This is a genomic window from Mycobacterium sp., from assembly GCF_032162105.1.
Classification (GTDB): Bacteria; Actinomycetota; Actinomycetes; order Mycobacteriales; family Mycobacteriaceae; genus Mycobacterium.
The window spans coordinates 1-25,016 of record NZ_JAVRPS010000671.1 but is presented as its reverse complement, the minus strand read 5'-3'; the positions used below and the strand labels follow the sequence as shown (position 1 = coordinate 25,016).

Annotated in this window: 23 protein-coding genes and 1 pseudogene; 5 read left to right on the top strand and 19 right to left on the bottom strand. The window is 68.2% G+C overall.

The window, feature by feature from the left end; translation table 11 throughout:
- Window positions 1-84: 84 nt before the first annotated feature.
- The 10 genes from QOC69_RS33810 to eltD all read right to left on the bottom strand — a co-directional run bounded on the left by QOC69_RS33810 (window position 85) and on the right by eltD (window position 10,833).
- Window positions 85-936, bottom strand: a complete 852-nt coding sequence (locus tag QOC69_RS33810; RefSeq protein ID WP_526446840.1) for a lysophospholipid acyltransferase family protein — start codon at window positions 934-936, stop codon at window positions 85-87.
- Window positions 933-1,802 carry a GNAT family N-acyltransferase gene (locus QOC69_RS33805; RefSeq protein ID WP_526446839.1) on the bottom strand — a complete coding sequence of 290 codons (870 nt, stop codon included), beginning with the start codon at window positions 1,800-1,802 and terminating at the stop codon, window positions 933-935. Before QOC69_RS33805 ends, QOC69_RS33810 begins: the two co-directional genes overlap by 4 nt.
- Before the next feature lie 144 nt (window positions 1,803-1,946).
- Window positions 1,947-2,432: a ribose-5-phosphate isomerase gene (locus tag QOC69_RS33800; RefSeq protein WP_526446838.1), complete on the bottom strand. Its 486-nt coding sequence runs from the start codon at window positions 2,430-2,432 to the stop codon at window positions 1,947-1,949.
- Window positions 2,429-4,174, bottom strand: a complete 1,746-nt coding sequence (gene derK, locus QOC69_RS33795) for a D-erythrulose 4-kinase (protein ID WP_526446837.1) — start codon at window positions 4,172-4,174, stop codon at window positions 2,429-2,431. The genes QOC69_RS33800 and derK overlap by 4 nt, the downstream gene beginning before the upstream one ends.
- Window positions 4,171-5,313 (bottom strand): ABC transporter ATP-binding protein, encoded by a 1,143-nt coding sequence (locus QOC69_RS33790; RefSeq protein WP_526446836.1) that lies wholly within the window; start codon window positions 5,311-5,313, stop codon window positions 4,171-4,173. The genes derK and QOC69_RS33790 overlap by 4 nt, the downstream gene beginning before the upstream one ends.
- On the bottom strand, window positions 5,310-6,428 hold the full coding sequence (locus tag QOC69_RS33785) for an ABC transporter ATP-binding protein (RefSeq protein ID WP_526446835.1): 1,119 nt from the start codon (window positions 6,426-6,428) through the stop codon (window positions 5,310-5,312). The genes QOC69_RS33790 and QOC69_RS33785 overlap by 4 nt, the downstream gene beginning before the upstream one ends.
- A complete protein-coding gene (locus QOC69_RS33780; protein ID WP_526446834.1) occupies window positions 6,428-7,318 on the bottom strand; it encodes a carbohydrate ABC transporter permease in 891 nt (296 codons plus the stop codon). Before QOC69_RS33780 ends, QOC69_RS33785 begins: the two co-directional genes overlap by 1 nt.
- A gap of 3 nt (window positions 7,319-7,321) precedes the next feature.
- Entirely contained in the window at window positions 7,322-8,278 is a 957-nt protein-coding gene (locus QOC69_RS33775; protein ID WP_526446833.1) for a carbohydrate ABC transporter permease, read from the bottom strand.
- 14 nt (window positions 8,279-8,292) lie between these two features.
- Entirely contained in the window at window positions 8,293-9,717 is a 1,425-nt protein-coding gene (locus QOC69_RS33770) for an extracellular solute-binding protein (protein ID WP_526446832.1), read from the bottom strand.
- Between the two features lie 27 nt (window positions 9,718-9,744).
- A complete protein-coding gene (gene eltD / locus QOC69_RS33765; protein WP_526446831.1) occupies window positions 9,745-10,833 on the bottom strand; it encodes an erythritol/L-threitol dehyrogenase in 1,089 nt (362 codons plus the stop codon).
- Window positions 10,834-10,962: 129 nt separating this feature from the next.
- Between eltD and QOC69_RS33760 the strand changes: the two genes are divergently transcribed.
- Complete coding sequence (locus QOC69_RS33760) at window positions 10,963-12,009, top strand: sugar-binding transcriptional regulator (RefSeq protein WP_526446830.1); 1,047 nt, start codon at window positions 10,963-10,965, stop codon at window positions 12,007-12,009.
- A 3-nt stretch (window positions 12,010-12,012) separates the two neighbouring features.
- On the opposite strand, the gene QOC69_RS33755 is transcribed toward QOC69_RS33760, so the two are convergent.
- The 3 genes from QOC69_RS33755 to QOC69_RS33745 are packed head-to-tail and all read right to left on the bottom strand — an operon-like array spanning window position 12,013 to window position 15,360.
- A complete protein-coding gene (locus tag QOC69_RS33755) occupies window positions 12,013-13,512 on the bottom strand; it encodes an FGGY-family carbohydrate kinase (protein ID WP_526446829.1) in 1,500 nt (499 codons plus the stop codon).
- A gap of 50 nt (window positions 13,513-13,562) precedes the next feature.
- On the bottom strand, window positions 13,563-14,519 hold the full coding sequence (locus QOC69_RS33750) for an electron transfer flavoprotein subunit alpha/FixB family protein (RefSeq protein WP_526446828.1): 957 nt from the start codon (window positions 14,517-14,519) through the stop codon (window positions 13,563-13,565).
- 49 nt (window positions 14,520-14,568) lie between these two features.
- Window positions 14,569-15,360: an electron transfer flavoprotein subunit beta/FixA family protein gene (locus QOC69_RS33745; protein ID WP_526446827.1), complete on the bottom strand. Its 792-nt coding sequence runs from the start codon at window positions 15,358-15,360 to the stop codon at window positions 14,569-14,571.
- Between the two features lie 196 nt (window positions 15,361-15,556).
- On the opposite strand from QOC69_RS33745, the gene QOC69_RS33740 reads away from it, so the two are divergent.
- The 3 genes from QOC69_RS33740 to QOC69_RS33730 are packed head-to-tail and all read left to right on the top strand — an operon-like array spanning window position 15,557 to window position 19,160.
- Complete coding sequence (locus tag QOC69_RS33740) at window positions 15,557-16,339, top strand: class I SAM-dependent methyltransferase (protein ID WP_526446826.1); 783 nt, start codon at window positions 15,557-15,559, stop codon at window positions 16,337-16,339.
- Window positions 16,336-17,913, top strand: a complete 1,578-nt coding sequence (locus tag QOC69_RS33735; RefSeq protein ID WP_526446825.1) for a 1,4-alpha-glucan branching protein domain-containing protein — start codon at window positions 16,336-16,338, stop codon at window positions 17,911-17,913. Before QOC69_RS33740 ends, QOC69_RS33735 begins: the two co-directional genes overlap by 4 nt.
- Window positions 17,910-19,160: a glycosyltransferase family 4 protein gene (locus tag QOC69_RS33730; RefSeq protein ID WP_526446824.1), complete on the top strand. Its 1,251-nt coding sequence runs from the start codon at window positions 17,910-17,912 to the stop codon at window positions 19,158-19,160. Before QOC69_RS33735 ends, QOC69_RS33730 begins: the two co-directional genes overlap by 4 nt.
- 16 nt (window positions 19,161-19,176) lie before the next feature.
- Here QOC69_RS33730 and QOC69_RS33725 read toward each other — a convergent pair whose 3' ends face one another.
- Window positions 19,177-19,914 carry an acyltransferase gene (locus QOC69_RS33725; protein ID WP_526446823.1) on the bottom strand — a complete coding sequence of 246 codons (738 nt, stop codon included), beginning with the start codon at window positions 19,912-19,914 and terminating at the stop codon, window positions 19,177-19,179.
- 89 nt (window positions 19,915-20,003) lie between these two features.
- On the opposite strand from QOC69_RS33725, the gene QOC69_RS33720 reads away from it, so the two are divergent.
- Window positions 20,004-21,308, top strand: a complete 1,305-nt coding sequence (locus QOC69_RS33720) for a BamB-related PQQ repeat family beta-propellar protein (RefSeq protein WP_526446822.1) — start codon at window positions 20,004-20,006, stop codon at window positions 21,306-21,308.
- A gap of 4 nt (window positions 21,309-21,312) precedes the next feature.
- On the opposite strand, the gene QOC69_RS33715 is transcribed toward QOC69_RS33720, so the two are convergent.
- From QOC69_RS33715 to QOC69_RS33695, 5 genes and pseudogenes are all read right to left on the bottom strand, one after another.
- Window positions 21,313-22,032, bottom strand: a complete 720-nt coding sequence (locus tag QOC69_RS33715) for an esterase (RefSeq protein WP_526446821.1) — start codon at window positions 22,030-22,032, stop codon at window positions 21,313-21,315.
- A 62-nt stretch (window positions 22,033-22,094) separates the two neighbouring features.
- Window positions 22,095-23,309 carry a THUMP-like domain-containing protein gene (locus QOC69_RS33710; protein ID WP_526446841.1) on the bottom strand — a complete coding sequence of 405 codons (1,215 nt, stop codon included), beginning with the start codon at window positions 23,307-23,309 and terminating at the stop codon, window positions 22,095-22,097.
- Window positions 23,267-24,241: a class I SAM-dependent methyltransferase gene (locus tag QOC69_RS33705; RefSeq protein ID WP_526446820.1), complete on the bottom strand. Its 975-nt coding sequence runs from the start codon at window positions 24,239-24,241 to the stop codon at window positions 23,267-23,269. Before QOC69_RS33705 ends, QOC69_RS33710 begins: the two co-directional genes overlap by 43 nt.
- Before the next feature lie 10 nt (window positions 24,242-24,251).
- A complete protein-coding gene (locus tag QOC69_RS33700) occupies window positions 24,252-24,902 on the bottom strand; it encodes an enoyl-CoA hydratase (RefSeq protein WP_526446819.1) in 651 nt (216 codons plus the stop codon).
- A pseudogene (locus tag QOC69_RS33695) lies at window positions 24,899-25,016 on the bottom strand (hypothetical protein); the annotation flags it as partial. The pseudogene QOC69_RS33695 and the gene QOC69_RS33700, both read right to left, overlap by 4 nt.

Genomic DNA, 25,016 nt, shown 5'->3' with positions numbered 1-25,016 from the left:
TGTTTCACGGCTTGAACGAAGTCTTCGTGGGTCGTGAATCCGGCCGAGTCACGACCGTGAGCGCAGTCGAAACGGCCGTGCCCCTCAGGCGACGAGCGCGTGCCCTCCGGCGGTGTGCACCGTTTGGGCGGACGTCCCGCGCACCGCGGACTGGCACCGCATGGCCAGATCCCGCCGGTTGTCACCGGGCAATTGCAGTGACTGGACCTGCACGTGGCACACCGTGAGCCTGGCGGTGATCACCCGCCGCACGGACTCGACCAGCGAGTCGTCGCCGATGAACGCCGGAACGGTCGACGGCGCACCGTCGCGGTGGTGGTAGGTCAGCCGGAGCGGCTGCACCGGTCGACCCGCGTCGACGGCGGCCTGGAACATGGCAGGCCGGAACGCGCCGTAGCCCAGTCCGCACCACGTGGTGCCCTCCGGGAAGGCGACGACGGTCTGCCCGGCCCGCAGCCTGTCGGCGACGGTGCGCACCACGTCGGGCAGCCTGCGCAGATTGGCCCGTTCGATCGGGATGACCTTCAGCAGCCGGGCCAGGAAGCCAAGGGCGGGCCAGTCCACCAGGTCGGCGCGCGCGACGAACGAGCCGGGCATCACCGAGCCGATGGTGAAGATGTCCACCCAGGACACGTGGCCGCTGACCACCAGCACGCCGCTCAGGTTGCGAATCGGGCCGCCGGACACCGTGATTCGCACACCGATGCACCGCAGCATCAACCGGCAGTAGAGCCGCTGGATCCTGGATTTGCCGGGCAGTGGCACCGCGAGCAGCGGCAGCAGCGGGAACAACATCATCGCGCACGCGATGCGCAACGAGGTGCGCAGCGCGACGACGGTGGGAGCCGAGGCGTGTGAGGCGTCGGTGCAGATGCAGGACGAGTCGCAGGACGCCCTGGGCAACCAGGGGCTCTCGGTCAGCGCGTGACTGCTCATCGTGGCGCCCCGTCGCCCAGGTCGGACGCCATGGTCCCCACGACCTCGCCGGCCTGGGATACCGATCTGAGCCGCTTGAGGTAGCGCACGTCGGCCTGGCGCTTGTCCAGCAGCGCCGGGAAGTCGCCAACTCCGAAGTCGGGGTCGTGGGCCGGATCGCCACAGACTCGGGCGCCAAGGCGCAGGTAGCCGCGCATGAGCGCAGGCACTGCAAGGCGGGCCGGCGGTTCGATGTCCTCGAGTCCTCTGCCGTCCACCACCACCGGGCGGTAGGGGTGGACGACGAACTCGGAGGCATGCCTGCGCCGGACGAAGTCGCGAACGCCGCGGATCTGGGTGCCAGGGGTCTCGTCGGGGCCGCCCTGGACCGGTACCGAAACGCAGCCGGTGACGTAGTCGTATCCGCAGCGATCCAGGTAGGCCAGGATTCCGGCCCACATCAGCAGCACGACGCCACCGTTGCGGTGGTCGTCGCGGACCACCGCGCGGCCCATCTCGACCAGCGAGGGCCGAAGCGGGTCGAGCGCGCGGACGTCGAACTCCGTCGCGGTGTACAGGCCCCCCGCGGCGATGGCCCCTGGTGGCGGGAGCATCCGGTAACAGCCGACGAGTTCACCCGAGGTGTCCTCGCGGACCAGCAGGTGATCGCAGAACTCGTCGAAGCGGTCGGCATCTCGACCACCGGAGTGGCCGTCGTCCTTGAGCTCGAAGCCGGGTTCGGAGGTGAACACCTGGTGACGCAGTCGCTGCGCGGCGTCGATGAGGTCGGGGTCGGTGGACAGCAGCAGGGTGTAGCGCGGCCCACTCGCGTCGGGGGCGGCGCCGTCGGTTTCATCAGCGGCTATGAGTACGGATGCAGTGCTCATGCGCTGCACGTTCGCCGAGTCGTCGGGCGCGACGGCAATCAGGGCGTGTCGTGTTCGTGCACGCTGGGTGACGAGTTGCCCTCGAGTCGCGCCGTCAAATGCGATTTCGGCGCGGTTTCGCCCGAACAGCCCGCTCAGCGACGGTCAGCGCGCCGAAATCGCAGGATCCGTGGGCTGCGGCTCGTACTCGTCGATCGCCTCGACCTTGCCCGCCGACGGGCTCTTGGGGTCGAATTCGTAGGTCAGCCACTCGCGGGCCAGCCGCCTGGCCAGTTCCAGGCCGATGACCCGCTGCCCGAAGCACAGCACCTGGGCGTTGTTCGAGAGCACCGACCGCTCCACCGAGAAGCCGTCGTGTGCGGTGACGGCGCGGATTCCCGGAACCTTGTTGGCGCTGATCGCCACGCCCAGCCCGGTGCCGCAGACCAGCAGCGCCCGATCGGCCTTGCCGTCGGCCACCAGGCGGGCGGCCGCAACGGCGACGTGCGGATACGCGGTGTGCTCGTCGGAGCCGACACCGACGTCGATGACGTCGGCCACGCGTGCGTCGGCCAACAGGTCACCCTTGAGTGCCTCCTTGTACTCGTAGCCGGCGTCATCGGCGCCGACGACGATGCGTAGCCCGGTCACGAGGCGTCTCCCTTCGAAGTCAGGACGAAGCACTCCGCAACGGTGTGCGCGCACATCGCCAGCGACGTAGCGCCTGGGTCGGGGGTGCCGACGCTGCGTTCGGCCAGCGGGCGGGCACGACCGACCTTGGGTCGCAGGTCCGTGGTGGCGCGGGCAGCGTCGGTGGCGACGTCGGCGGCGGCCCGCCATGCGTCCTGCCACGGTTCGCCGGCGCCGACCCGGCGTTGCAACTCGTCGACGAACGGCAGCAGCGCGTCGAGCATGGTCTTGTCCCCTGGCGCCGCGCCCCCGAGCCGGACCAGCGCGTCGTACCCATCGCGCATCCCGGCGCCGACCGCGGCCGAGTCCGGCCGACCGGTGTCGCCGAGCCGGGCCCCCAGCGCGCTGAGCATCGCACCCCACAGCACACCGGAGGTGCCGCCGGCCTTCGCCGCCCATTCCTTGCCTGCGGCGGTCAGTACCGAACCCTGGCCTGCGCCGTCCTGCACCGCCCGTGCGGCGGCGTCGCGGGCCGCCGAGGACCCCTTGACCATGCCGCGGCCGTGGTCGCCGTCGCCGGCGACGGCATCGAGGCGGCCCAGTTCGTCCTCGGCGTCGGCCAGCATCGCGGCCATCGCGTCCAGCGCCCTGGCGACGAGCACTCCCCCGGAGCGGCCGTCGTCGTCGGCGAGTTCGGCCAGGTGCGGTGTCGCGACGGCCGTGTCGGCCACCGCGTCGGTGCGACGCTCACCCGAATCAGGCTTGGCCGCGACGCCCTTGCGGTACGCCGGGGTGTCGGCCGGTGCGGTCCAGTACTTCTCGAGTTCGTCGTCGAGCCACATCACGGTCAGCGAGCAGCCGGCCATGTCCAGGCTGGTGACCAGTTCACCGACCTCGGGTTCGACGATCTCGTAGTCGCGTTCGCGGAGCAGCCGCGCCATCGTGCCCCACACCACGAACAGCTCCTCGTACTTGGTGCGGCCAAGTCCGTTGAGAATCACGGCGATTCGTTGCGAGCCGGTGGCCGGCTTGTCGCCGAGTACACCGTCGACCAGCGTCACCGCCAGATCGGCGGCCGACGGCATCGGCTCGTCGGCCACCCCCGGCTCGCCGTGGATGCCGAGGCCGACACCCATCTGCTTGTCGGGCACCGTGAACAACGGATCCTCCGCGCCGGGCAGGGTGCAGCCGTCGAAGGCGACGCCCAACGTCCGGGTGGCGGCATTGGCGGCTTCCGCGACGCGGATGACGCCCGCCAGGTCGAGTCCGTCCTCCGCGGCGGCGGAGGCGCACTTGAACACCGTGAAATCGCCTGCGATGCCGCGCCGTTTGGCCTCCTCGCCCTTGGGCGCGCTGGCGATGTCATCGGTGACGGCGAAGTAGTGCGCGTCGATGCCCTCGCTGCGCAACTGGGTGACGGCCAGCGAGAAGTTCATCACGTCGCCGGCATAGTTTCCGGTGGTGAGCAGCACGCCGGCGTCGCCATGCGCGGCGCGGGCCACCGACGCGGCGTCCTCGGCCGACGGTGAGGTGAAGATGTTGCCCACCACCGCGCCATCGGCGAAGCCGGATCCGACGGTCCCGCAGAACGCCGGATAGTGCCCGGACCCGCCACCGATCACAACGGCCACCTTGCCTGGCGCGGTCTCGCGCGCCCGGACCACGCCGCCGGGCACCCCGACGGCGTAGGACGCGTTGGCATCGAGGAACCCGGCCAACATGTCCTCGGTGAACCGGGCGGGATCGTTGTACAGCTTGGTCATCGCAGCCGCTCTCCTGTGTCCACGTCGAACAGGTATACCCGCTCGGGCGGCGCGCTGACCACGACCTTCTGTTCGGGCTGGTAGCTCTCCTGGGCCGGTGTCTGGACGACGATGCCCTCCTCGACGCCGACGACGGTGCTGGTGGCCAGCCCGAACTCGAGCAGGTGCTCGAAGTAGGCGACCGTGGTGCGGATCCCTGGTCCGTTCCCGGTGGACAGCGCGCAGTCCTGCGGCCTGATCCCGACCGAGACCCTGGTGCCGTCGGCGATCCCGGTCGCCGCGGTCTCGAGAGCGTCTGCGGCTGAGCCGATCTCGACGCGCAGCCGTCCGTTCTCGGCCCGGACGACGCCGCGCAGCACGTTGATCTGCGGCTCGCCGACGAACTGCGCGACGAATAGGCTCGCCGGGTCGTCGAACACCTCGTCGGGCGTGCCGAACTGTTGCACCACCCCGGCGTCCATCACCGCGAGCCGATCGGCGAGCGACAACGCCTCGACCTGATCGTGGGTGACGACGATGGTGGTGTAGCCGAATTCGCGCTGCAGCACCTTCAATTCCCGGCGGACTCGTTGGCGCGCGGACGCGTCGAGATGACTCAATGGCTCGTCGAGCAGCAGCACGGGTGGGTTTCTGACCAGCGCCCGTGCCAGTGCGACGCGCTGCTTTTGCCCGCTGGACAGGCCGGCGGGCCGCAACGCCATCAGGTCGTCCATATCCAGCCGAGTGCTGATCGACGTGACCATCTGCTCGGCGCCCTTGACCTTGCGTGCCTTGAGGCCGTATAGCAAGTTCTCGCGGACCGACATCGGCGGATACAACGCATAGCTCTCGAAGCCGACGCCGATGCCCCGCTTGGACGCCGGCAACTGCGAGACCTCGCGGTCACCGATGCGGATGGAACCGCTCGTTACCGTCTCCAAACCGGCGATCATGCGCAACGTGGTGGTCTTGCCGCAGCCGGACGGGCCGAGCAGCGCGACGAGCTCGCCGGGTTCGATCGCCAGGTCGATGCCCTTGACCGCGGTGACGCTCTCGCGCCCGCGGGTGGCGTAGGTCTTCACCAGGTCGGTCAGCACCAGGCTCTGTGCGGTCGCCGCCGCCGATGCGGGCTTCTGTGGAGCATCCGCCGTCACGCTCACTGTGCCGCCTCCAGGGTCGTCTTGTCGGTCGCGCCGAGCCGGACCGTGTCGCCCTCGCCTGTGGCGAAGACGTGAATGTCGTTGTCGGCGACGCTCATCGTGACGTTGGCGCCTTCGTCGACGCCCTCTCGGCCGGATGCCAGCACGATCACTTGTTCACCACCGGCCTTCACGGTCAACTCGACGCTGCGACCGAGGCGCTCCGCGAGCATCACGGTGCCAGCCATGTGCGCCGAGCCGGCCCCGGTTCCGACGTGGATGTCGCAGGGCCGCAGCCCGACTCGCACGCGGTCGCCCCGATCGCAACGGGTGTTAGCAGGGACGGGTACGTCAAGGGATCCGTCCCCGAGGCGGATACGGCCCTCGTCGACGACGCCGTCGAGGATGTTGATCTCGGGCTGTCCGAGGGCACGCGCGACGAACGTGTCCGCGGGCCGTCGCCAGATGTCCTCGGGCGTGCCGATCTGCACCAGCGAGCCCTCCCGCATGACGGCGATGCGGTCCCCGAGTGCCAGTGCCTCCTGATAGTCGTGGGTGACGTAGACCGTGGTGGTCTTCGACATCGCCCCGAGTTGCTTCAGCTCCGCGCGCATCGCCGCCCGCAGCTTCGCGTCGAGGTGACTCAGCGGTTCGTCGAGCAGGTAGATGTCGGCAGGCCGCACCAGGACGCGGCCAAGGGCAACTCGCTGCCGTTGCCCGTTGGACAGTTCCCGCGGAAACCGCTTGAGCAGAGGGTTGATTCCGAGCGTGGTGGTCACCTGGTCGATCCGCTCGGTGCGTTGCGCGTCGGTGTACTTGCCGGTGCGACCCGACTTCAGCGGCGAGGCCAGATTCTCGCTGACGGTCTTCTGTGGGTAGAGCGCGTAGCTCTCGAAGGCCATCGCGACGTTGCGGTGGTACGGCTCGACCCTGGTGACGTCGTTGCTGCCGACGGTGACCGTCCCGGCATCGATGTCGACCAGGCCGGCAATCGATTTCAGCGTCGTCGTCTTGCCTGCACCGCTTGGGCCGAGGATGACGAAGAACTCACCGTCGGCGATGTCGACCGAGAGGTCGTTCACCGCTCTGGTCTTCCCGAAGGACTTGGACAGGCCCTTGAGCGATACGGTGGCCATCAGGCTTTCACCGCCCCGAAGGACAGGCCACGGACCAGATACCGCTGAATGGTGAGCGCGAGTATCAGAGGTGGTAGGGCTGCGATGATGGCCGCCGCCGCCGTGAGGTTGTAGTACGCCTGACCGCCGCCGCCGAGGAACTTGGTGATCGCGACGGTCACGGTGCCTGCATTGCTGTCGGCGAGGATCAGCGGGAACACGTAGTTGTTCCACGCGAAGATGAACGCCAGCAGGGCCGCCGCCGCGATGCCGGGCCGCACGATCGGCAGCGCGACCATCACGAAGGCCCTTCTGCGGGTGTAGCCGTCCAGCAACGCGGCCTGTTCGAGGTCCTCGGGCAGGTCCTCGAAGTACGAACGCAGGATCCACACGACCAGCGGCATGGTGACCAACTGCAGTACCCAGATCATCCCGACCTTGGTGTCGAACAGCCCGATCTGGTTGTAGATCACGAACAGCGGGACGATCACCATCAGCTCGGGAGCGAACCGGAAGGACAGCATCTGGAACATCAGGTCATTGCTGCCCTTGTACTTCCAGCGGCCCGCGGCGTAGGCGGCGGGGATGCCGATCACCAGCGAGACGATCACCGCACCGCCGCAGTTGATCAGGCTGGTCAGCAGCGAGGTCTTGAAGTCGACGCTGGTCATCTGAGTGCCCTTGTCGGACACCACCGTTGCGAAGTTCGACCACGTCGGGCTGAACTGGAAGTACGTGGTGGTCTGCTCCTGGGCGTTCTTGAGTGCAAGGATGACCATCCACACGATCGGGAACAGCGAGAAGACGAACCACCCGACCAGGCCGATGTCGGCGACCACGGGTCCGACACCGAGCCGCTTCTGGCCTGGCAGGAGTTCACTTCGGCTCGGCCTGAATTTAGTGAGGTTCATGGCTTACGACTCCGCTCCGGCAGCTCGACGCTGCGCCTTGCCGAGCACGCTGACCAGGTAGCGCGCGGTGATGAACACGATGATCCAGAGCAGCAACATGTAGGTGCTGCCGCGGGAGTAGTCGAGGTTGATGATCGAGTCCTCGAACGCACCGATCTGCAGCGTCCTGGTGGCCACACCCGGCCCGCCTGCGGTGAGAACGTAGATGTGGTCGAAGACCTTCAGGTTGTCCATGAAGCGGAAGATCACCGCGACCAGGATGTAGGGCCACAGCATGGGCAGCATCAGCTTGCGGAACATATAAAACCAACCGGCACCATCGACTTCTGACGCCTCGAACGGTTCCTTGGGCAGCGAACGCATTCCCGCGAGCACGAGGATCGCGACGAACGGGGTGAAGATCCAGAGATCGACGAGAATCACCGACCACAGCGCGTGGCTGCTGGACAGCCAGTCGAAGGTGTTGCCCAGTCCGAGAACGTGATTGAGGATGCCGAACTGCGGGTTGAACATCAGCTTCCAGATCACGCCGGCGATCACCGGTGCGATCATCAGCGGCAGGATCAGCACCTTCTCGAAGATCTTGCCGATGATGCTGGAGCGGTTCAACAGCAGGGCCAGCCCGACTCCCAGCGCGGTCTCCACGGCGGTGGCCAGGACCGCGAAGATGGCGGTGACCTTGACGCTCTGCCAGAACACCTGGTCGCCGAGAACGGATTTGAAGTTCTCGAACCAGACGAAGTGCGGATTCGGGTTGACCGCTGCGTAGTTGAGGAACGCATAGTAGGCGCCGACCACGAACGGGTACAGGATCCCGATGACGATCACCAGCGCGGGGATCGACAGCAGGTACGGCCGCATCTTGCGACGCCAGACCGCTACCTCGGGCAGAACGCGGCTCGGCGTCTTGGCCGGTCGATCCGGCGACGTCGCCGGCGCCTTGGGGGTCTGCGTTGTCATGTATGCCAGAGCTCCTAGAGGTTGACCTTGGAGGTGTTGGTCTTCGCCAGGCTCCGCAGGCGCGACGCGGCGTCGTCCCCGCCGTAGATGTCCTGCAGCGCGACGGCCCAGTTCTGCGTGGTGTCGAAGAACTTCTTCTGCGGGGTGAACTGGATCTTCGAGGACCCGATGACGGTCTCGAAGGTTTCGAGGTAACCGAACTGATCGGCGGCGACCCGCTTGAAGGTGGTGTCGAACACCGACTTCCGTACCGGATCGGCGTAGGTGCCGCCCTCCACGGCCTTGTTCATCGAGTCCTTGCCCGTGGCCCATTGGATGAACAACCATGCAGGCAACTTGTTGCGGGAGTTCGCGCTCATCGCCCAGCTCCACGTCCACAGGTTGGTCTTGTAGTCGCCGTCCGGTCCGGCCGGCCCCGGATACCAGGCCAGGTTGCCCGCCTCCTTGCTCGCGCCCGGCTTGTTCTTCGGGTAGGTCGCGCTGTCGGCGTCGAAGACCATCATCGCCTTGCCGTCACCGAGATCACCGGTGGCGTTGGGATAGTCGTAGGTGGTCCACGAGGTGGGGCCGGCCGCGTGCTGCATCTCGATCCACTTCTTGGTGAACTCGATCGCCTTGTCGCTGTCCATCTCGGCGATCAGCTCCGAGCCGTTGAACTTGTAGTCGACCGCGCCCTCGCGGGTGTACTGCGTCATGAAACCCGGATGGATGGTGGCCCAGGACTTCGATCCGCGGGTGGAGATGCCGTAGCGATTCTGCGAGCGGTCGGTCAGATCGACCGCCAGCTGGATGAAGTCGTCGAGTCTGTCGGGCAGCTTGGTGATGCCCTTCTCGTCGAAGATCCTCTTGTTGTAGGCGACGACGTTGTTCTCGAAACCCCACGGGATCGCCCACTGCCCGCCGGTCCCCAGCGGCTGACCGAGCGTGAAATCCCAACGGGTGGAGGTACGAAGACCCTCGAAGATGTCATCGAAGTCGTAGTCGGCGTTGGTGGCCGAGCTGTTGTGCAGCCACGGGTTGAGATCCTCGATCCAGCCTGGCGGCCCGTACTGCCAGATGAAGTAGGCGCCGAGCATGAACGCGTCGTGCTTACCGGAGCCGCCTGCCAATTCGGTGTTGAGCTTGGTGAAGTAGTCCGCCTCGGGCACCAGGTCGACGTTGACGGTGATCCCGGTGAGGTCGGTGAACTCGGCCAGCAGCGGCTGATACGACAGCTGGTACGGGTGCGGGGTCTGCAGGATGTTGATCGTGGACCCGGACGCCTTCTTCCAGTCGAACCCGCCGCTCACCTCTCCTGCGCCGTTCGGTGCGCTGGCCTTGCCGCCGACGCCGCAGGCACTCAGGATCGGCAGGGTCGCGGCGGCCGCACCGGCAATGCCCAACGCCGCCAACATCTTCCGCCGCGACATCTGCGCCCCGGTGAATGGCTCTCGACTCATCTTGATGTGGTCCTTAGGTCGGGTGGGTCAGGCGGGGATCAGGGAGACCTTCACCGACTCCTTGCCACTGGCGACGAGGTCCAAGCCCTTCTGGAAGTCGCTGAGCGGCAGTTGGTGGGTGCAGATCCGGTCCATCGGCAGCACACCGGACTCGATCATCTTGATCGCGGCTGGCCAGCAGTACGGGCCGAGGTGGGCGCCGAGGACGTCGAGTTCCTTGTCGTCGCTGATGATGCTCCAGTCGACCGTGACGTCGCTGCCGAAGACGCCGTACTCGACGTAGCGACCGAGCTTGCGCAGCGCGTTGAGGCCCTGCGGCACGGCGGACGGATGTCCGGTGCCTTCGAGATACACGTCGGCGCCGTATCCGTCGGTCAGGCCCTTGATGATCTCGACCGCGTCCTGCTCGGCGATGTTGATGGTGATGTCGGCGCCGCAGGCCTTGGCCAGCTCGAGCTTCTCCGGCGCCATGTCGAGGGCGATGACGTGCATCGGATTCTTCGCCCGCGCACCTGCGACCATGCCGAGTCCGATCGGGCCGCAGCCGGCCACGACGACGGTGTCCTCGAAGGTGATCTGGGCCCGCTCGACGGCGTGCAGCGAGCAGGACAGCGGCTCGGCGAACGCGGCATGCGCGGGTGGGATGTCACCGGACACCTTGTGCACCAAGGCTTCCACCGGATAGACCATGTAGCTCGCCATGGCACCGGGCGTCCGGCGCTTGAATCCGTAGAGATCGTGCGGCTGACACATGTGGTACTGCCCGCGCTTGCAGAAGCGGCACGTCCAGCACGGCACGATCTGCTCGGACACTACGCGGTCACCCACGGCGATGCCCCACCTGTTGGCCGCTTCGTCGTCGAGTTCGACCACGCGCCCTGCGAATTCGTGGCCGGGGATGACCATCGTCTCGGCCCATGCGGGGCGGTTCTCGTCGCCCCAGAACTTGGCGGCTCCGTGATAGCACTTCAGGTCGCTGGCGCAGATGCCGACGGCCTCCACCCGGATCAGCGCCTCGCCCGCCTTACGCTGCGGAACCGCGACCTCTTCGAGCCGGTAGTCGTGCGGTCCGTGACAGACGACCGCCTGCATCTTCTCCGGGATCTGATCGGTCATCAACGGCTCCTTCGCGTGTGGCTGCGGTCACACTATCGACTCTCTGCACATTTGTCCAGAACGATTGTTCAGGAAACTTCTTTCCAGAACAGATGTGCTGAGCCTTTTTTTCGATGACATACTGCTTCTATGCCCCGGCCGGCCCAGAACACCCCGCTGAACCAGCTCGGTGACGGTGCTCCGGCCAGTGCTTCACCAGATGGCGAGGGCAGCCACTTCCCGGCATCGTTGCTGTACACCGCGGCGCGGCTGTATTACGAGGACGAGGCGACCCAAGCCGAGGTGGCCGAGCAGCTCGGCACCAGCCGCGCCACCGTGAGCCGGTTGCTGTCCGAGGCGAAACGGCAGGGCATCGTGCGCATCGAGGTGGTGCCGCCCGAGGAGGCGCAACCGGGCGACCTCGCAGATCGGCTGGCCCGCGCGCTCAATCTGACGTCGGTGTACCTCAGTCCCCCGCTGCCCGCTCCCGGCGCGGGCCGCAGCGTCGTCGACGTGATGGGCCGCGTGCTGGCGCCCGCGGTCGGCCGCGCCCTGGGCGAAGCGGGTCTGTTGCCCGGCGACGTGTTGCTGGTGTCGTCGGGACGCACGGTGTACGAGGTCGCGCAGTTCGAGCTGTCCCCGCTACCCGGGGTCGTGGTCGCCCCGACGGTCGGCGGCAACGACCAGCCCGAGGATTGGTACCAGACCAACGAGATCACCCGGCTCGTAGCCAATCGGGTAGGCGGTCGGGCGAACTATCTGTTCGCCCCCGCGCTGCCCGGCGAAGAGCTGTACCAGTCCCTGCTCAACGATCCGAGCATCCAACGGGTGTTGCACCTGTGGCCGCGTGCCCGGTGCGCGCTGATGGGCGTCGGCGCCCCGCCGCTGATGCGGTCGGACATCCCGCGGTTCGTGCCGACGGGATCGTCCTCGCTTCGCGCGGCGGTCGGCGATGTGTGCTCCCGGTTCTACGACCGCGACGGCGCGCCGGTCGACTTCGAGGGCGGGGAGCGCCTGATCGCCGTCGAACTCGATGTGCTGCGCCACATCCCGGTGACCATCGCCGTCGCCGTCGGCAAGGAGAAGGTCGATTCGATCGTCGCCGGAGCCCGCGGCGGTTACTTCACCCACCTCGTCACCGACCCCATGACCGCCACCGACATCCTGGCCAGCGGGGCCATCGACGAACGTGGGTGACGGCTACTCGGCGGTCTGCGCGTCCCGCCCGCCGATCACACCGAGGCCGTGCACCAGTTCCCTGGTCGCCGGATACAGTCCCCGCCACACGCCGTAGAGCTCGTCGTATAGCGCGCGGTTGGCCGGGTTGGGCGTGATCTCACGGGCGATCCTGGCCCAATCAGTCTCCGGCGCAACCAGTCCCACCCCGATCGCCGCCATCAGGGCGTCGCCGTAACTGGCGCCGATGGCCTGCTCGGGAACCAGTTGCGGACGGCCCGTGATGTCACTGACGGCCTGCGCCCAAACCGGGCTCTGCAGTCCGCCGCCCACCGCGACGGTCCGCAGGCCGGTGTGCGCGTCGTCGAACATCTCCAGGATCTGCCTGATGCCGAAACCGATGCCCTCGTAGGCCGCGCGGAACAGGTGGCCACGGCCGTGCCGCAGGGTGAGCCCGGCGAACAACCCCCTGGCCTGCGGATCGAAGACCGGAGTGCGCTCCCCTGCCAGATAAGGCAAGGCGATCAGCCCTTCACTGCCCGGTGGCACCGCCGCCGCCTCGGCCATCAGGGTGTCGAAATCCGCACCGCCGGTGATGGTTTGCAGCCAACTGATCATGCTGCCGGCCGTCGAGGTGCCCGCCGCCAACGCCAGCAACCCGCGTTCCACGCCCGCCGTCGTCCACAGTGCGGGGTCGCTGTGGTAGCCGTCGATGACCTGAATGAGGAACATGGTCGAGCCGTACATCAGCATCTGATCGCCGGGATTGCGCACACCCACCGAGAACGCCTCCGCGTACGCGTCGACCGTGCCCGCCACCAGCGGCGTGCCCTTCGGGATGCCGGTCGCGGCAGCGGCTTCGGCACGAACCGTGCCGACGACGTCGCTGGGCCAGACCAGCCGGGGCAACGGCAGATGGCCGCATATCCGCTTGGCCCATTCGATGTTCCAGTCGAACTCGCGGGTGACGTACAGCGGATCACACTGGCTCGCGGTGTGGTGGTCGAGCACGTATTCGCCGGTCAGCTTGGCCGCGATGTAGGAGTTCGACCCGTACCAGCCCGTCGCACGGTCGAAGACCGAGGGCTCGTGGCGCCGGACCCACTCCAGCTTGGGCCCGACGGCCTGGCTGGACAGCAGGGTGCCAGCCCGATCCAGGATCGCGTCCGCGCCGAATTCCTCAGTCAGCAACTCGATCTCGGCGCTTGCCCGGGTATCGATGCCGTACAGGATCGCCGGCCGCAACGGCGTCAGTGCATCGTCGCAGAGCACCAGGCAGGGGCCGACACCGCTCACGCACACGGCGGCGAGCTTCGAGCCGGACGGCATCTCGCCGGTCAGCCGGGTGCTGATGTCGCACACCTCGCGCCACCACATCGACTCGGCGTCGACCTCGGCCCAGCCGGGGCGGGGCAGGTCGATCGCGTGCGAAAGCGTCGCCGACGCAAGGACCACACCTGCGGTGTCCACTAGGACGCCCTTTGTGCTCCCGGTGCCCATGTCGATTCCGAGAAGCAGGTCCACGCGGCAACCCTACGTGGACAGTTCCGGTGGCGTGAGCAGTCCGAGAGCGACTACCCCTTGCGGGCCTTGACCTTCTCGGTGAGCTGCGGCGCAACCTTGAACAGGTCGCCGATGATGCCGAGGTCGGCGATCTCGAAGATCGGCGCCTCCTCGTCCTTGTTCACCGCGATGATGGTCTTCGACGTCTGCATGCCTGCCCGGTGCTGGATGGCGCCGGAGATTCCGAGCGCGATGTACAGCTGCGGCGACACGGTCTTGCCGGTCTGGCCGACCTGGAACTGGCCCGGGTAGTAGCCCGAGTCCACTGCGGCACGCGACGCGCCGACGGCCGCACCCAGCGAGTCCGCCAGCGCCTCGACCACCGCGAAGTTCTCGGCACTGCCGACGCCACGGCCGCCCGACACGACGACCGAGGCCTCGGTCAGCTCCGGACGGTCACCGGCCTCCGCGGGCTCGCGGGCCGTGATCTTCGTCGCGTTCTCGGCGACGGCGGGCACCTCGACGTTGACCACTTCTCCGGCACCGGCGGCGGGTTCGGCCTCGACGGCACCCGGGCGCACGGTGATCACCGGGGTGTCACCGGTGGCTTGGGCGTCGACGGTGAACGCGCCACCGAAGATGGAGTGGACGCCCACTGCGCCCTCTTTGACCTCGACGGCGTCGACCAGCAGACCGGAGCCCAGGCGGGCGGCCAGCCGGCCTGCGATCTCCTTGCCGTCGGCGTTGGCGGCCAGTACGACGGCCGCCGGGGAGGCGGTCTCGACCAGCGACGCCAGCACGTCGACGACCGGGGTGACCAGGTAGGCCACGGCGTCGTCCGACTCGGCGACGTAGATCTTCGCGGCGCCGGCCTCCTTGAGTCCGTCGATCAGCGGCGCGGCGGTGCCCGGGGCGCCGACCACGACGGCGGACGGCTCGCCCAGCACACGGGCGGCGGTGATCAGTTCGGCGCTGACCTTCTTCAGCGCCCCATCAGCGTGCTCGGTGAGCACCAGTACTTCAGCCATGGATTCGTCAGCCTCTTGATCTCGTGAGAAGTGTTCGGGGGTATGGGGACTAGATGATCTTTTGAGCGACGAGGTACTCGGCGATCTTGGTGCCGCCCTCGCCCTCGTCGGCGACCTTCTCGCCCGCGGTCTTGGGCGGCTTCGGTGTCGCGGACAGCACCTTCGAGCCGGCGTTCGCGACGCCGACCTCGTCGGCCTCGACACCGATCTCGGCCAGCGTCAGCGTCGTCACTTCCTTCTTCTTCGCGGCCATGATGCCCTTGAAGGACGGGAAGCGCGGCTCGTTGATCTTCTCGTTGACGGAGACCACGGCGGGCAGGCTGGCCTCGAGGGTGAACACGCCATCGTCGGTCTCGCGCTCACCGGTGACCTTGCCGTCCTCGACCGTCACCTTGCGCAGGTGGGTCAGCTGCGGCAGGCCGAGGTACTCGGCGATGACCGCGGGTACCGCACCACCGACGCCGTCGGTGGCCTCGTTGCCCGCGATGACCAACTCGGTGCCCTCGATGGTGCCCAGCGCGCGGGCCAGGGCCCAGCCGGTCTGGATCACGTCGGAGCCGTGCAGGCCGTCGTCGAGCAGGTGCACCGCCTTGTCGGCGCCCATCGACAGGGCCTTGCGGATCGCCTCGGTTGCGCGCGCGGGGCCTGCGGTCAGGACGGTGACGGTGCTCTCGCCGCCTTCCTTTTCCTTGATCAGCAGGGCTTCCTCGACGGCACGCTCGTTGATCTCGTCGAGCACGGCGTCGGCAGCCTCGCGGTCGAGGGTGTAGTCGCCGTCGGTCAGCTTGCGCTCCGACCAGGTGTCAGGGACCTGCTTGATCAGGACCACGATGTTCGTCATGAGTCTGGTTCGTCCTCCTCGATGAGGCCGCGGGCGGCCTGCACTACCACGATTGATGCCACTACCATCATGTTACTCGTCGGTAACTTCAGGCGGTTCGCAGGAACACCATAGCTGGTCGAAGTTCGCCTTCCAGCCTCCCCTTAGTTCAACGAACTATTCGCGAACGATCGGTGACGGGTTAGCCTGCCTTGCAATGAGCGCATTTTCTCCCCTCGAGCCCTCGGCCGACGGGGCCATGCCCCTGACCGGGGAACGCACGGTCCCTGGCCTGGCGGAGGAGAACTACTGGTTCCGCCGCCACGAGGTGGTCTACCAGCGGTTGGCCGACCGGTGTGCAGGTCGCGACGTACTCGAGGCGGGCTCCGGTGAGGGCTACGGCGCCGACCTGATCGCCGGCGTCGCGCGCCGCGTCGTCGGACTGGACTACGACGAATCTGCGGTAGCCCACGTCCGGGCCCGCTACCCGCGGGTGGACATGCGGCAGGGGAACCTCGCCGCGCTGCCACTGCACGACGGTGAGTTCGACGTGGTGGTCAACTTCCAGGTGATCGAACACCTGTGGGATCAGGGGCAGTTCGTCGCGGAGTGCCACCGGGTGCTGCGCCCATCGGGAGTGTTGCTGATGTCCACGCCCAACCGCATCACGTTCTCCCCCGGCCGCGACACCCCGATCAACCCGTTCCACACCCGCGAACTCAACGCCGCCGAGCTCAGCGAACTGCTCACCGCCAACTGCTTCAAGGTGGAGGCCATGCTCGGCGTTTTTCACGGCCCGCGGCTTGCCGAACTCGACGCCCGCCACGGCGGGTCGATCATCGACGCGCAGATCGACCGTGCGCTGGCCGACGCACCGTGGCCCACCGAGCTGCTGGCCGACGTCGCCTCGATCGGCACGGACGACTTCGACCTCCTGGACGCTCGGGATCACGACATTGACGACAGCCTCGACCTGGTGGCGATCGCGGTGCGGCCGTGACCGACGAGTCCAGCCCGCCGGACCCCGTACCTGGGCTCTTCACCCTCGTCCTGCACACCCACCTGCCGTGGCTGGCCCACCACGGCCGCTGGCCGGTTGGCGAGGAATGGCTCTACCAGTCGTGGGCGGCCGCCTACCTACCCCTGCTGCGGGTGCTGCGCACGCTGGCGGCCGAGGACCGCAGCCATCTCGTCACCCTCGGCATGACGCCGGTGGTCACTGCGCAACTCGACGATCCGTACTGCCTGACGGGCATGCAGCACTGGCTGGCGAACTGGCAGCTGCGGGCCCGGGAGGCCGCCACCACCCGAGTAGCCGGGGACGGCACCGCATACAACGCACCGGAAGCGTTGCGCGCCTTCGGTATTCGCGAGTACGCCGAGGCCGGCCAAGCGCTCGATGACTTTGCCGTGTCGTGGCGTCACGGCGGCAGTCCGCTGCTTCGCGAGCTGATCGACGCCGAGAGCATCGAATTGCTCGGTGGGCCGCTGGCACATCCGTTCCAACCCCTGCTCAACCCGCGGTTGCGCGAGTTCGCGTTACGCGAGGGCATCGCCGACGCCCATCAGCGCTTCGCCCACGCGCCCACGGGCATCTGGGCGCCCGAGTGCGCATATGCGCCGGGGATGGAGACCGACTACGCCGCGGCGGGCGTCACGCACTTCATGGTCGACGGTCCGTCGCTGCACGGCGACACCGCACTGGGTCGGCCGGTGGCGGGCTCCGACGTGATCGCCTTCGGACGCGACCTGCGGGTGAGCTACCGGGTGTGGTCCCCCAAGTCCGGCTACCCGGGCCACGCCGCCTACCGCGACTTCCACACCTACGACCACCTCACCGGCCTCAAGCCCGCCAGGGTCACGGGCCGCTCGGTGCCGTCGCAGGACAAGGCGCCGTATGACCCCGAGCGCGCCGACCGTGCCGTCGACGCCCACGTCGCGGACTTCGTCGAGGTGGTGCGCAGGCGCCTGCTCTCGGAGTCGGACCGCATCGGCAGGCCCGCCCACGTCATCGCGGCGTTCGACACCGAACTGTTCGGACACTGGTGGTACGAGGGCCCGGTCTGGCTGGAGCGGGTGCTGCGGGCGCTGCCCGCCGCCGGTGTGCGGGTCGGCACCCTTTCCGACGCCATCACCGACGGCTTCGTGGGCTCGTCCGTTGAATTGCCTGCCAGCTCTTGGGGCTCGGGCAAGGACTGGCAGGTATGGAATGGGGGCCGGGTGACGGACCTCGTGCACCTCAACGCCGAAGTGGTCGACAACGCGCTGAGCACCGTCGACAAGGCGCTGGCACAGCACGCGTCGGTCGGTGCGCCGACGCCCCGCGACACCGTGGCCGACCAGATCCTGCGCGAGGCCCTGCTGACCGTGTCGAGCGACTGGCCGTTCATGGTGAGCAAGGACACCGCCGCCGACTACGCCCGCTACCGGGCCCACCTGCACGCCCACGCCACCCGCGAGATCGCGGGCACGCTGGCCTCGGGCCGCCGCGAACAGGCCGAGCGCCTGGCCGCAGGCTGGAATCGCGCCGATGGCCTGTTCGGTGCGCTCGATGCCCGAAGGCTCCCGCGATGAAGGTCCTGATGGTGTCGTGGGAGTACCCACCGGTGGTGGTCGGGGGGCTCGGCCGACACGTCTACCAACTCGCCACCGCGCTCGCCGCCGACGGGCACGAGGTGGTGGTGCTCAGCCGCAGGCAGTCGGGCACCGATCCCAGCACCCACCCGTCCACCGACGACGACGCCGAGGGCGTGCGCGTGATCGCCGCCGCCCAGGATCCGCACGAGTTCGACTTCGGCACCGACATGATGGCGTGGACCCTGGCCATGGGGCACTCGATGGTTCGTGCCGGCCTTGGGGTGAAGACCCGAGCACGGCGTTCGACGAAGCCGTGGCGTCCCGACGTGGTGCACGCTCACGACTGGCTGGTCGCCCACCCGGCCATCGCGCTGGCCGAACACTTCGACGTGCCACTGGTTTCCACGATCCACGCCACCGAGGCGGGCAGGCACACGGGGTGGGTGTCCGGCCGGATCAGCAGGCAGGTGCACGCCATCGAGGGCTGGCTGGTTCGCGAATCCGATTCGCTCATCACGTGTTCGGCGTCGATGAGCGACGAGATCACCGAACTGTTCGGGCCCGGCCTTACCGAGACGCGGGTGATCCGCAACGGCATCGACGCTGCGCTGTGGCCGTACGCGAAGCGCAGGCCCCGTCGCGGCCCCGCCCGACTGCTCTATCTGGGACGGCTCGAGTACGAGAAGGGCATCCACGACGTCATCGCCGCCCTGCCCCGCATCCGCCGCAGCCATCCCGGCACCACGCTGGCCATCGCCGGCGACGGCACCCAGCAGGGCTGGCTCGTCGAGCAGGCCCGAAAGTACAAGGTGCTCAAGGCCGTCGAGTTCGTCGGCCGGGTGGATCACGAAGAACTGGTGACGCTGCTGCACAACACCGACGCCGCGGTGCTGCCCAGCCACTACGAGCCGTTCGGCATCGTGGCGCTGGAGGCCGCGGCGACTGGTGCGCCACTCGTCACGTCCAACGTCGGCGGGCTGGGTGAGGCCGTCATCGACGGCGAGACCGGCGTCTCGTTCCCGCCCCGAGACGTGGCTGCGCTGACTGCCGCGGTGCGCGTCGTACTCGACGATCCCGCGGCCGCCCAGCGGCGTGCCATCGCGGCCCGTGAGCGGCTCACCTCCGACTTCGACTGGCACACCGTCGCCTCCGAGGCCGCGCAGGTCTACCTGGCCGCGAAGCGTCGCGAGCGGGAACCCCACCGACGGCGCATGATCGTGGAGCACGCGCTACCCGACCGGTAGTTCGACGAGGATCGAGTTAGCGCGACGCCTTCTTGCGTTCGATGTCGGCGAGTGCGGCGGCCAGTTCGGCGCGCTGCGCCTCCGACGTCTCCCACGCCAGCTTGCGGTTCTTGACCACCTTGGCCGGTGCCCCGACGGCGATCGAGTAATCCGGGATGTCGCCCCTCACCACGGCGTGCGAGCCGAGCACGCAGCCGCGCCCGACCGTCGTCCCGCGCAGGATGGTGACCTTGGTGGCGATCCAGGTGTCGGGCCCGATCCGCACCGGGCTCTTGGCGATGCCCTGGTCCTTGATCGGCAGCTCGATGTTGTCCATCTTGTGGTCGAAGTCGCAAAGGTAGACCCAGTCCGCCATCAGCACCGAATCCCCCAGCTCGATGTCGAGGTAGGTGTTGATGACGTTGTCCCGGCCGAGCACCACCTTGTCCCCGAAGCGCAGCGAACCCTCGTGGCAGCGGATGGTGTTCTTGTCGCCGATGTGGACCCAGCGGCCGATCTCCATCGTGGACAGCTCGGGCGTCGCCTGGATCTCGACGCCCTTACCCAGAAACACCATGCCGCGCGTGATGATGTGCGGATTGGCCAGCTTGAACTTCAGCAGCCGCCAGTAGCGGACCAGGTACCACGGCGAATACGCCTTGTTGGCGATCACCCATCGCAGCGAGGCGCGAGTGAGGAACTTGGCCTGGCGCGGGTCGCGCAGCCGTGATCCCCGCCAACGAACGTGAATCGGCGCGCCCCACATCGTGGTCATGGCCGGACAGCCTACGCGAGCCGCAACGACATTCCCGGGTCGCTGCGCTCCTGCCCTCCGGTAGACGGCCGGGCTAGTGTCGGGACTCGATGCCTGCTCGAGGAATGACCGTCCGCCGGTTGATCGCCGTGGCGGCCGTGGTTTTGATGGCGCTGGGCTCAGGCGCCTGCGGAACCACCGACTCCTGGGTTGACGCACACCCCGCCGACGGCTGGCCTGCGCAGTACGGCGACGCGGGCAACAGCAGCTACACGCCGACGCCGGGGGCCGACGGTCTCGCGCTGGACTGGCGCCGATCGGTGAAGGGTGATCTCGGTGCCCAGGTCGCCCTCGGGTCGGGTGGCTACCTGGCCGCCAACGCCCAGACCGCCGCGGGATGCTCGCTGATGGTGTGGGAGTCCGATCACGAGGGCCGCCAGCGCTGGTGCGGCAGGCTGTGGCAGGGCGGCGGCCTGTCCGGCCCGTTGTTCGACGGCTTCGACAACCTCTACGTCGGGCAGCCCGGCGCCATGCTGTCCTTCCCGCCGACGCAGTGGATCCGGTGGCGCGTGCCGGTGATCGGCGTGCCGTTGACGCCGCGCATCCTGGCGCCCGGCCAGCTGCTGGTGATCACGCACCTGGGCCAGGTGCTGGTGTTCGACGCACACCGCGGCACGGTGGTCGGCACGTCCCTCGATCTCGTCGAGGGCCTCGACCCCACCGACGCGCAGCGCGGCCTGTCCGACTGCCAGCCCGCCAGGCCCCGGTGCCCGGTGTCGGCGGCTCCTGCGTTCTCGCCCGCGACGAACATCGTCGTCGTCGGGCTGTGGGAGCCGAACGCCGAGGCGCCCGTGGTCGTCGGGCTGCGCTACCGACCGGGTCAGACGCCGCCGCTGGTGCGCGAGTGGAGCAGCACCGCAGTCGGCGGCGGGGCACTGGCCAGCCCGGTCCTGTCGGCCGACGGCAACACCGTCTACCTCAACGGCCGCGACGGACGGCTGTGGGCCCTGGCCACCGCAGACGGCAAGGCCAAGTGGTCGGTCCCCCTCGACTACCAGCCGCAGACACCACCGTCGGTGTCCCCGGACGGCCTCATCGTGGCAGGCGGCGGTCCGGACGCGAAGCTGGTGGCCGTCAAGGACGGCGGCGACCACGGCGACGTGGTGTGGAACCGCGACGACGTCGCGCCCCTGTCGACGTCGAGCCGCGCCGGCGCCGACGTCGCCTACACCGTGACGCGCGACGGCGAGAAGGGCATGGCGTTGACGGTGTTCGACCCGGCCGACGGCCACACGGTGAACACCTATCCGCTGCCCGACGCGACCGGGTTCCCGGTGGGCGTTTCGATCGGCCACGACCGTCGGGTGGTGACCGCCACCAGCGACGGTCAGGTGTACGCGTTCGCGCCGAGCTGAGTCGTCAGGCGATCATCGCGTCGACGGTCCCACGCGGAACCGCGACCTGCAGCGCCCCTGCCGCTTCCGGCAGGAGCTCGCCCTGGCTGAAGAAGAAGACGAGCGCGTCGTTGGTGATGGCGAAGTTCTCGTACGTCGCAGGGTCGAGGCCGACCGCGGGCGGGATCGCTACCGGTTGACCGGACTGCTTCTCCAGTTCGCTCTGCACGATCGGCAGGATCACCGGCCACGGGTTGGCCCCCGGCTGGAACAGCGGCTGGATCTTGTCGGAACCACCGGTGTCGATCTGGATCGGCTTGCGCATGCCTTGGTCCCAGTTGAACGTCTTGTAGAAGGTCTGCGGGTGCACGCCACCGACATCCTGGAAGGTCTTGAACACCAACGTCTGGGTGCCGCGCGGCGGGACGTCCGAGCTGTACTCCGTCGAGGTCGTGTCGAGTTCGTACGGCATGTCGTGCGGGCCAGGCATCTTCGCGACGTTGAGGAAGCCGTCGCGCGTCTGCTTGACGTAGTCGAACACCGCTTGGTAATCCGGGTAATTGACCGGGTAGCTGATATTGAGCGTGTAGGCCGGATCGGTGGCCTGGATCTGGCACGTCTGCGCGCCGTCCAACACACCGGAGACGTCGGAGCACTTCGGCGGAGCCGCGGACGCGATGGCGACGCTCGACCAGCCGAGCGCGGCAGCCCCCGCGACGGCCAAGGCGAGTGTGGGAATGCGCATCTGATGAATACCCTTCGCCGAAGAGCGGCACCGGCGCCGCCGACGCCACAATACCTGCGACATCATCGCGAAGGTCGGCAAACGTAGGCCACCGCACGGCTGCTGCGGCCCGTCCCGATTCTGGTGATCACCACCGCGAGCTGTCGGGCACCACGCAACTTCAGTCGCAGCCGCAATGCGTCGGGGTCGACGTCGACACCGCGGACCAGAATCTCGACGGCTCTCACGTCGTGGCCTGAAAGCGCCTGCCGCAGGCGGCGTTCGCCGTAGTCGAGTTGGTCGAGCACCTCGAAACCACGCACCCCGTCGGGCAGGTCGTCGCCGGACAGGTAGGCGATGTCGGGGTCGAGTTGCCAGAGGCCGTGGCGCGCACCGTACTGCCGCACCAGGCCGGCGCGGACGACGGGCCCGTCGGGGTCGACGATCCAGCGACCTGCGGGCGCCGTCACGCACTCGCCGGGCTCGCGGTCGGTGATCTGCTCGGCGCGGTCCAGAATTGTCGCGCGCCGGGTGACGCCGGGTTCGGCCAGTCCCGCCGACCACAGGCACGCTTCGCGGACGCCGCCGGCCAGGGACGTCACCTCGATCTCACCGGTGAATCCGAGGCGCCGTATTTGATCGAAATCGATTCCAGGAGCGCACTTCACGGCGAAGTCGCGGTCGGCGTACGCGTCGAGTAGCTGATCAAGCGCGGGCGTGTAATCCCGCGGATCGAACCGGCGCCTGCCACCGCTGCGCCTGGCCGGATCAGCCACCACCACGGTGTCGCGGGTGACGGGTCGCAGGGCATCGGCGCGGCACAGCGACACGTCATTGCGGCCCTGATCCAGGTTGTGACGGGCCATCGCCAGCCGGACCGGGTCGAGATCGCTGCCGACGACATAGGACGCCCGCCCACGAAGCGCCGCCAGCTCGGCGCCCACCGAACACGTCACGTCGTGCACCGTTGCCCCGGCCAGCCGTTGGGCACGATGTGCCGCAACGGGTTCCGCGGTGGACTGCTGCAACGCCTCGTCGGTGAACAACCACGCCGACGGGTCGGTGAACTTGGCCGCCGCCCGGCGCCGCAGCAGCACCGTCTCGATCAGCACCGTCGCCCGGTCGCCGAAACGTGCACGCGCAGAGGCGATGTCGGATATTCGCGTGGCGTCGGTCAGCCCGTATCCTGCGACCTCGGCCAGCGCCCGTGTGCCATCGTCGCCGTCCAGATAGGCGACGTCGTCGAGCGTGAACGCTACGACGGCTTGACCCCGGTGACCATGACGTTGTAGAACCAGCCCTTCGGCACCACGTGCCGCCACAGGTTGGCGTCGACCCAGCTCAGCGTGAGCCAGCTTCCGAATGCGAACCTGGCCCAGTTCCAGCCGAGCTTGCCCGCGGGCACCGTCGACTCGAAGGTGCGCACCGGCCAGCCCAGCATCGCGGCGGTGAACTCCTCGCTGGCGGTGGCGACCTCGACCGCGCCCGCATTGGCGGCCATGCGCTCCAGGTCGGCCGGATCGAAGGTGTGCAGGTCCACGATCCACTCCAACGCGGCCGCGCGGGAGTTCTCGTCGAGTTCCTCTTGCGGTCGGCGCCAGCTGGACAGCCCGGGCAGCTTCATCGCCCGGACCGTCGTCTTCCAGGTCAGATCGGCCAAGGTGCGGGCGTAGACGTTGCCGACCTTGGTGGGCTCACCGGCGAACACGAACCGGCCGCCCGGCTTGAGCACCCTGACCACCTCGCGCAACGACAACTCGACATCCGGGATGTGGTGCAGAACGGCGTGCCCGACCACCAGGTCGAAGGTGTCGTCGTCGTACGGGATGCCCTCGGCGTCGGCGACCCGGCCGTCGACGTCCAACCCAAGCGACTGCCCGTTGCGGGTGGCCACCCTGACCATGCCTGGCGACAGGTCGGTCACCGAACCGCGGCGCGCGACGCCGGCCTGAATCAGGTTGAGCAGGAAGAATCCGGTGCCGCAGCCCAACTCGAGCGCGCGATCGTAGGGCACCTCGCGCTGCACCTCGTCGGGCACGATCGCGTCGAACCGGCCCCTGGCGTAGTCGATGCACCTCTGGTCGTAGGAGATCGACCACTTGTCGTCGTAGGACTCGGCCTCCCAGTCGTGATACAGCACCTGCGCGAGCTTGGTGTCGTGGCGGGCGGCTTCGACCTGTTCGGCCGTGGCGTGCGGGTTCGGGGCCGGCGCCGGGTCGGTACTCGTCATGAAGGGCAGCCTAACGGGCCTCATCGAAGGCGGCCTTTGCGGCAGCCAGTACCGCAGGTGAGGAGTCCGCGAAGCGGCCCGCCCAGGCCACCGCGCCGTCGTACACGTGGTCGGGGGCCACCAACTCGTCGACGAGGCCGATCGCAAGTGCTTCCTTCGCGCCGGCGAACCGCCCGCTGAACACCAGATCCTTGGCCTTGCTCTCGCCGACCGCCCTGGCCAGCCGCGCCGCCCCCGCGGGCGCCAGCCCGTCCAGGATCTCCGTCGCACCGAACTTCGCGTTGTCGCCGCTGACCCGCCAGTCCGCGGCCAGCGCCAGCGTCAGGCCACTGCCAAGCGCGTAGCCGGTGATCGCGGCGACCGTGGGTTTCGGGATGGCCGCCACCGCGTCGATGGCCGTCCGGCAGGCGTCCGCCGCGGTCGCCATCTCATCCGGGTTCAGCGTGCTCAGCTCGGGCAGGTCGTCGCCTGCCGAGAAGATCTCGTGGCCGCCGAACACGATGACTGCGGTGACGTCGTCACGCGCGCCCAGCTCAGCGGCAGCGGCGGCGAGCTCGCGGTATACCTGCCGGGTCAGCGTGTTGGTCGGCGGTCGCGACAGCAGCAGCGTTGCGATTCCCGGCTGTTCCGCATGGGTGTGGATGCCGACGAATTCGCTCACTCCGGTTTTCCCCGGTGCTTGCGCGCCGCGTTGTACCGGTCGCTGTTGAAGAATTCGATCTCCCAGTTCCCGTCGGACAGAGCCAGCTGCGGTTCGACTGTCACGATCTTCCTG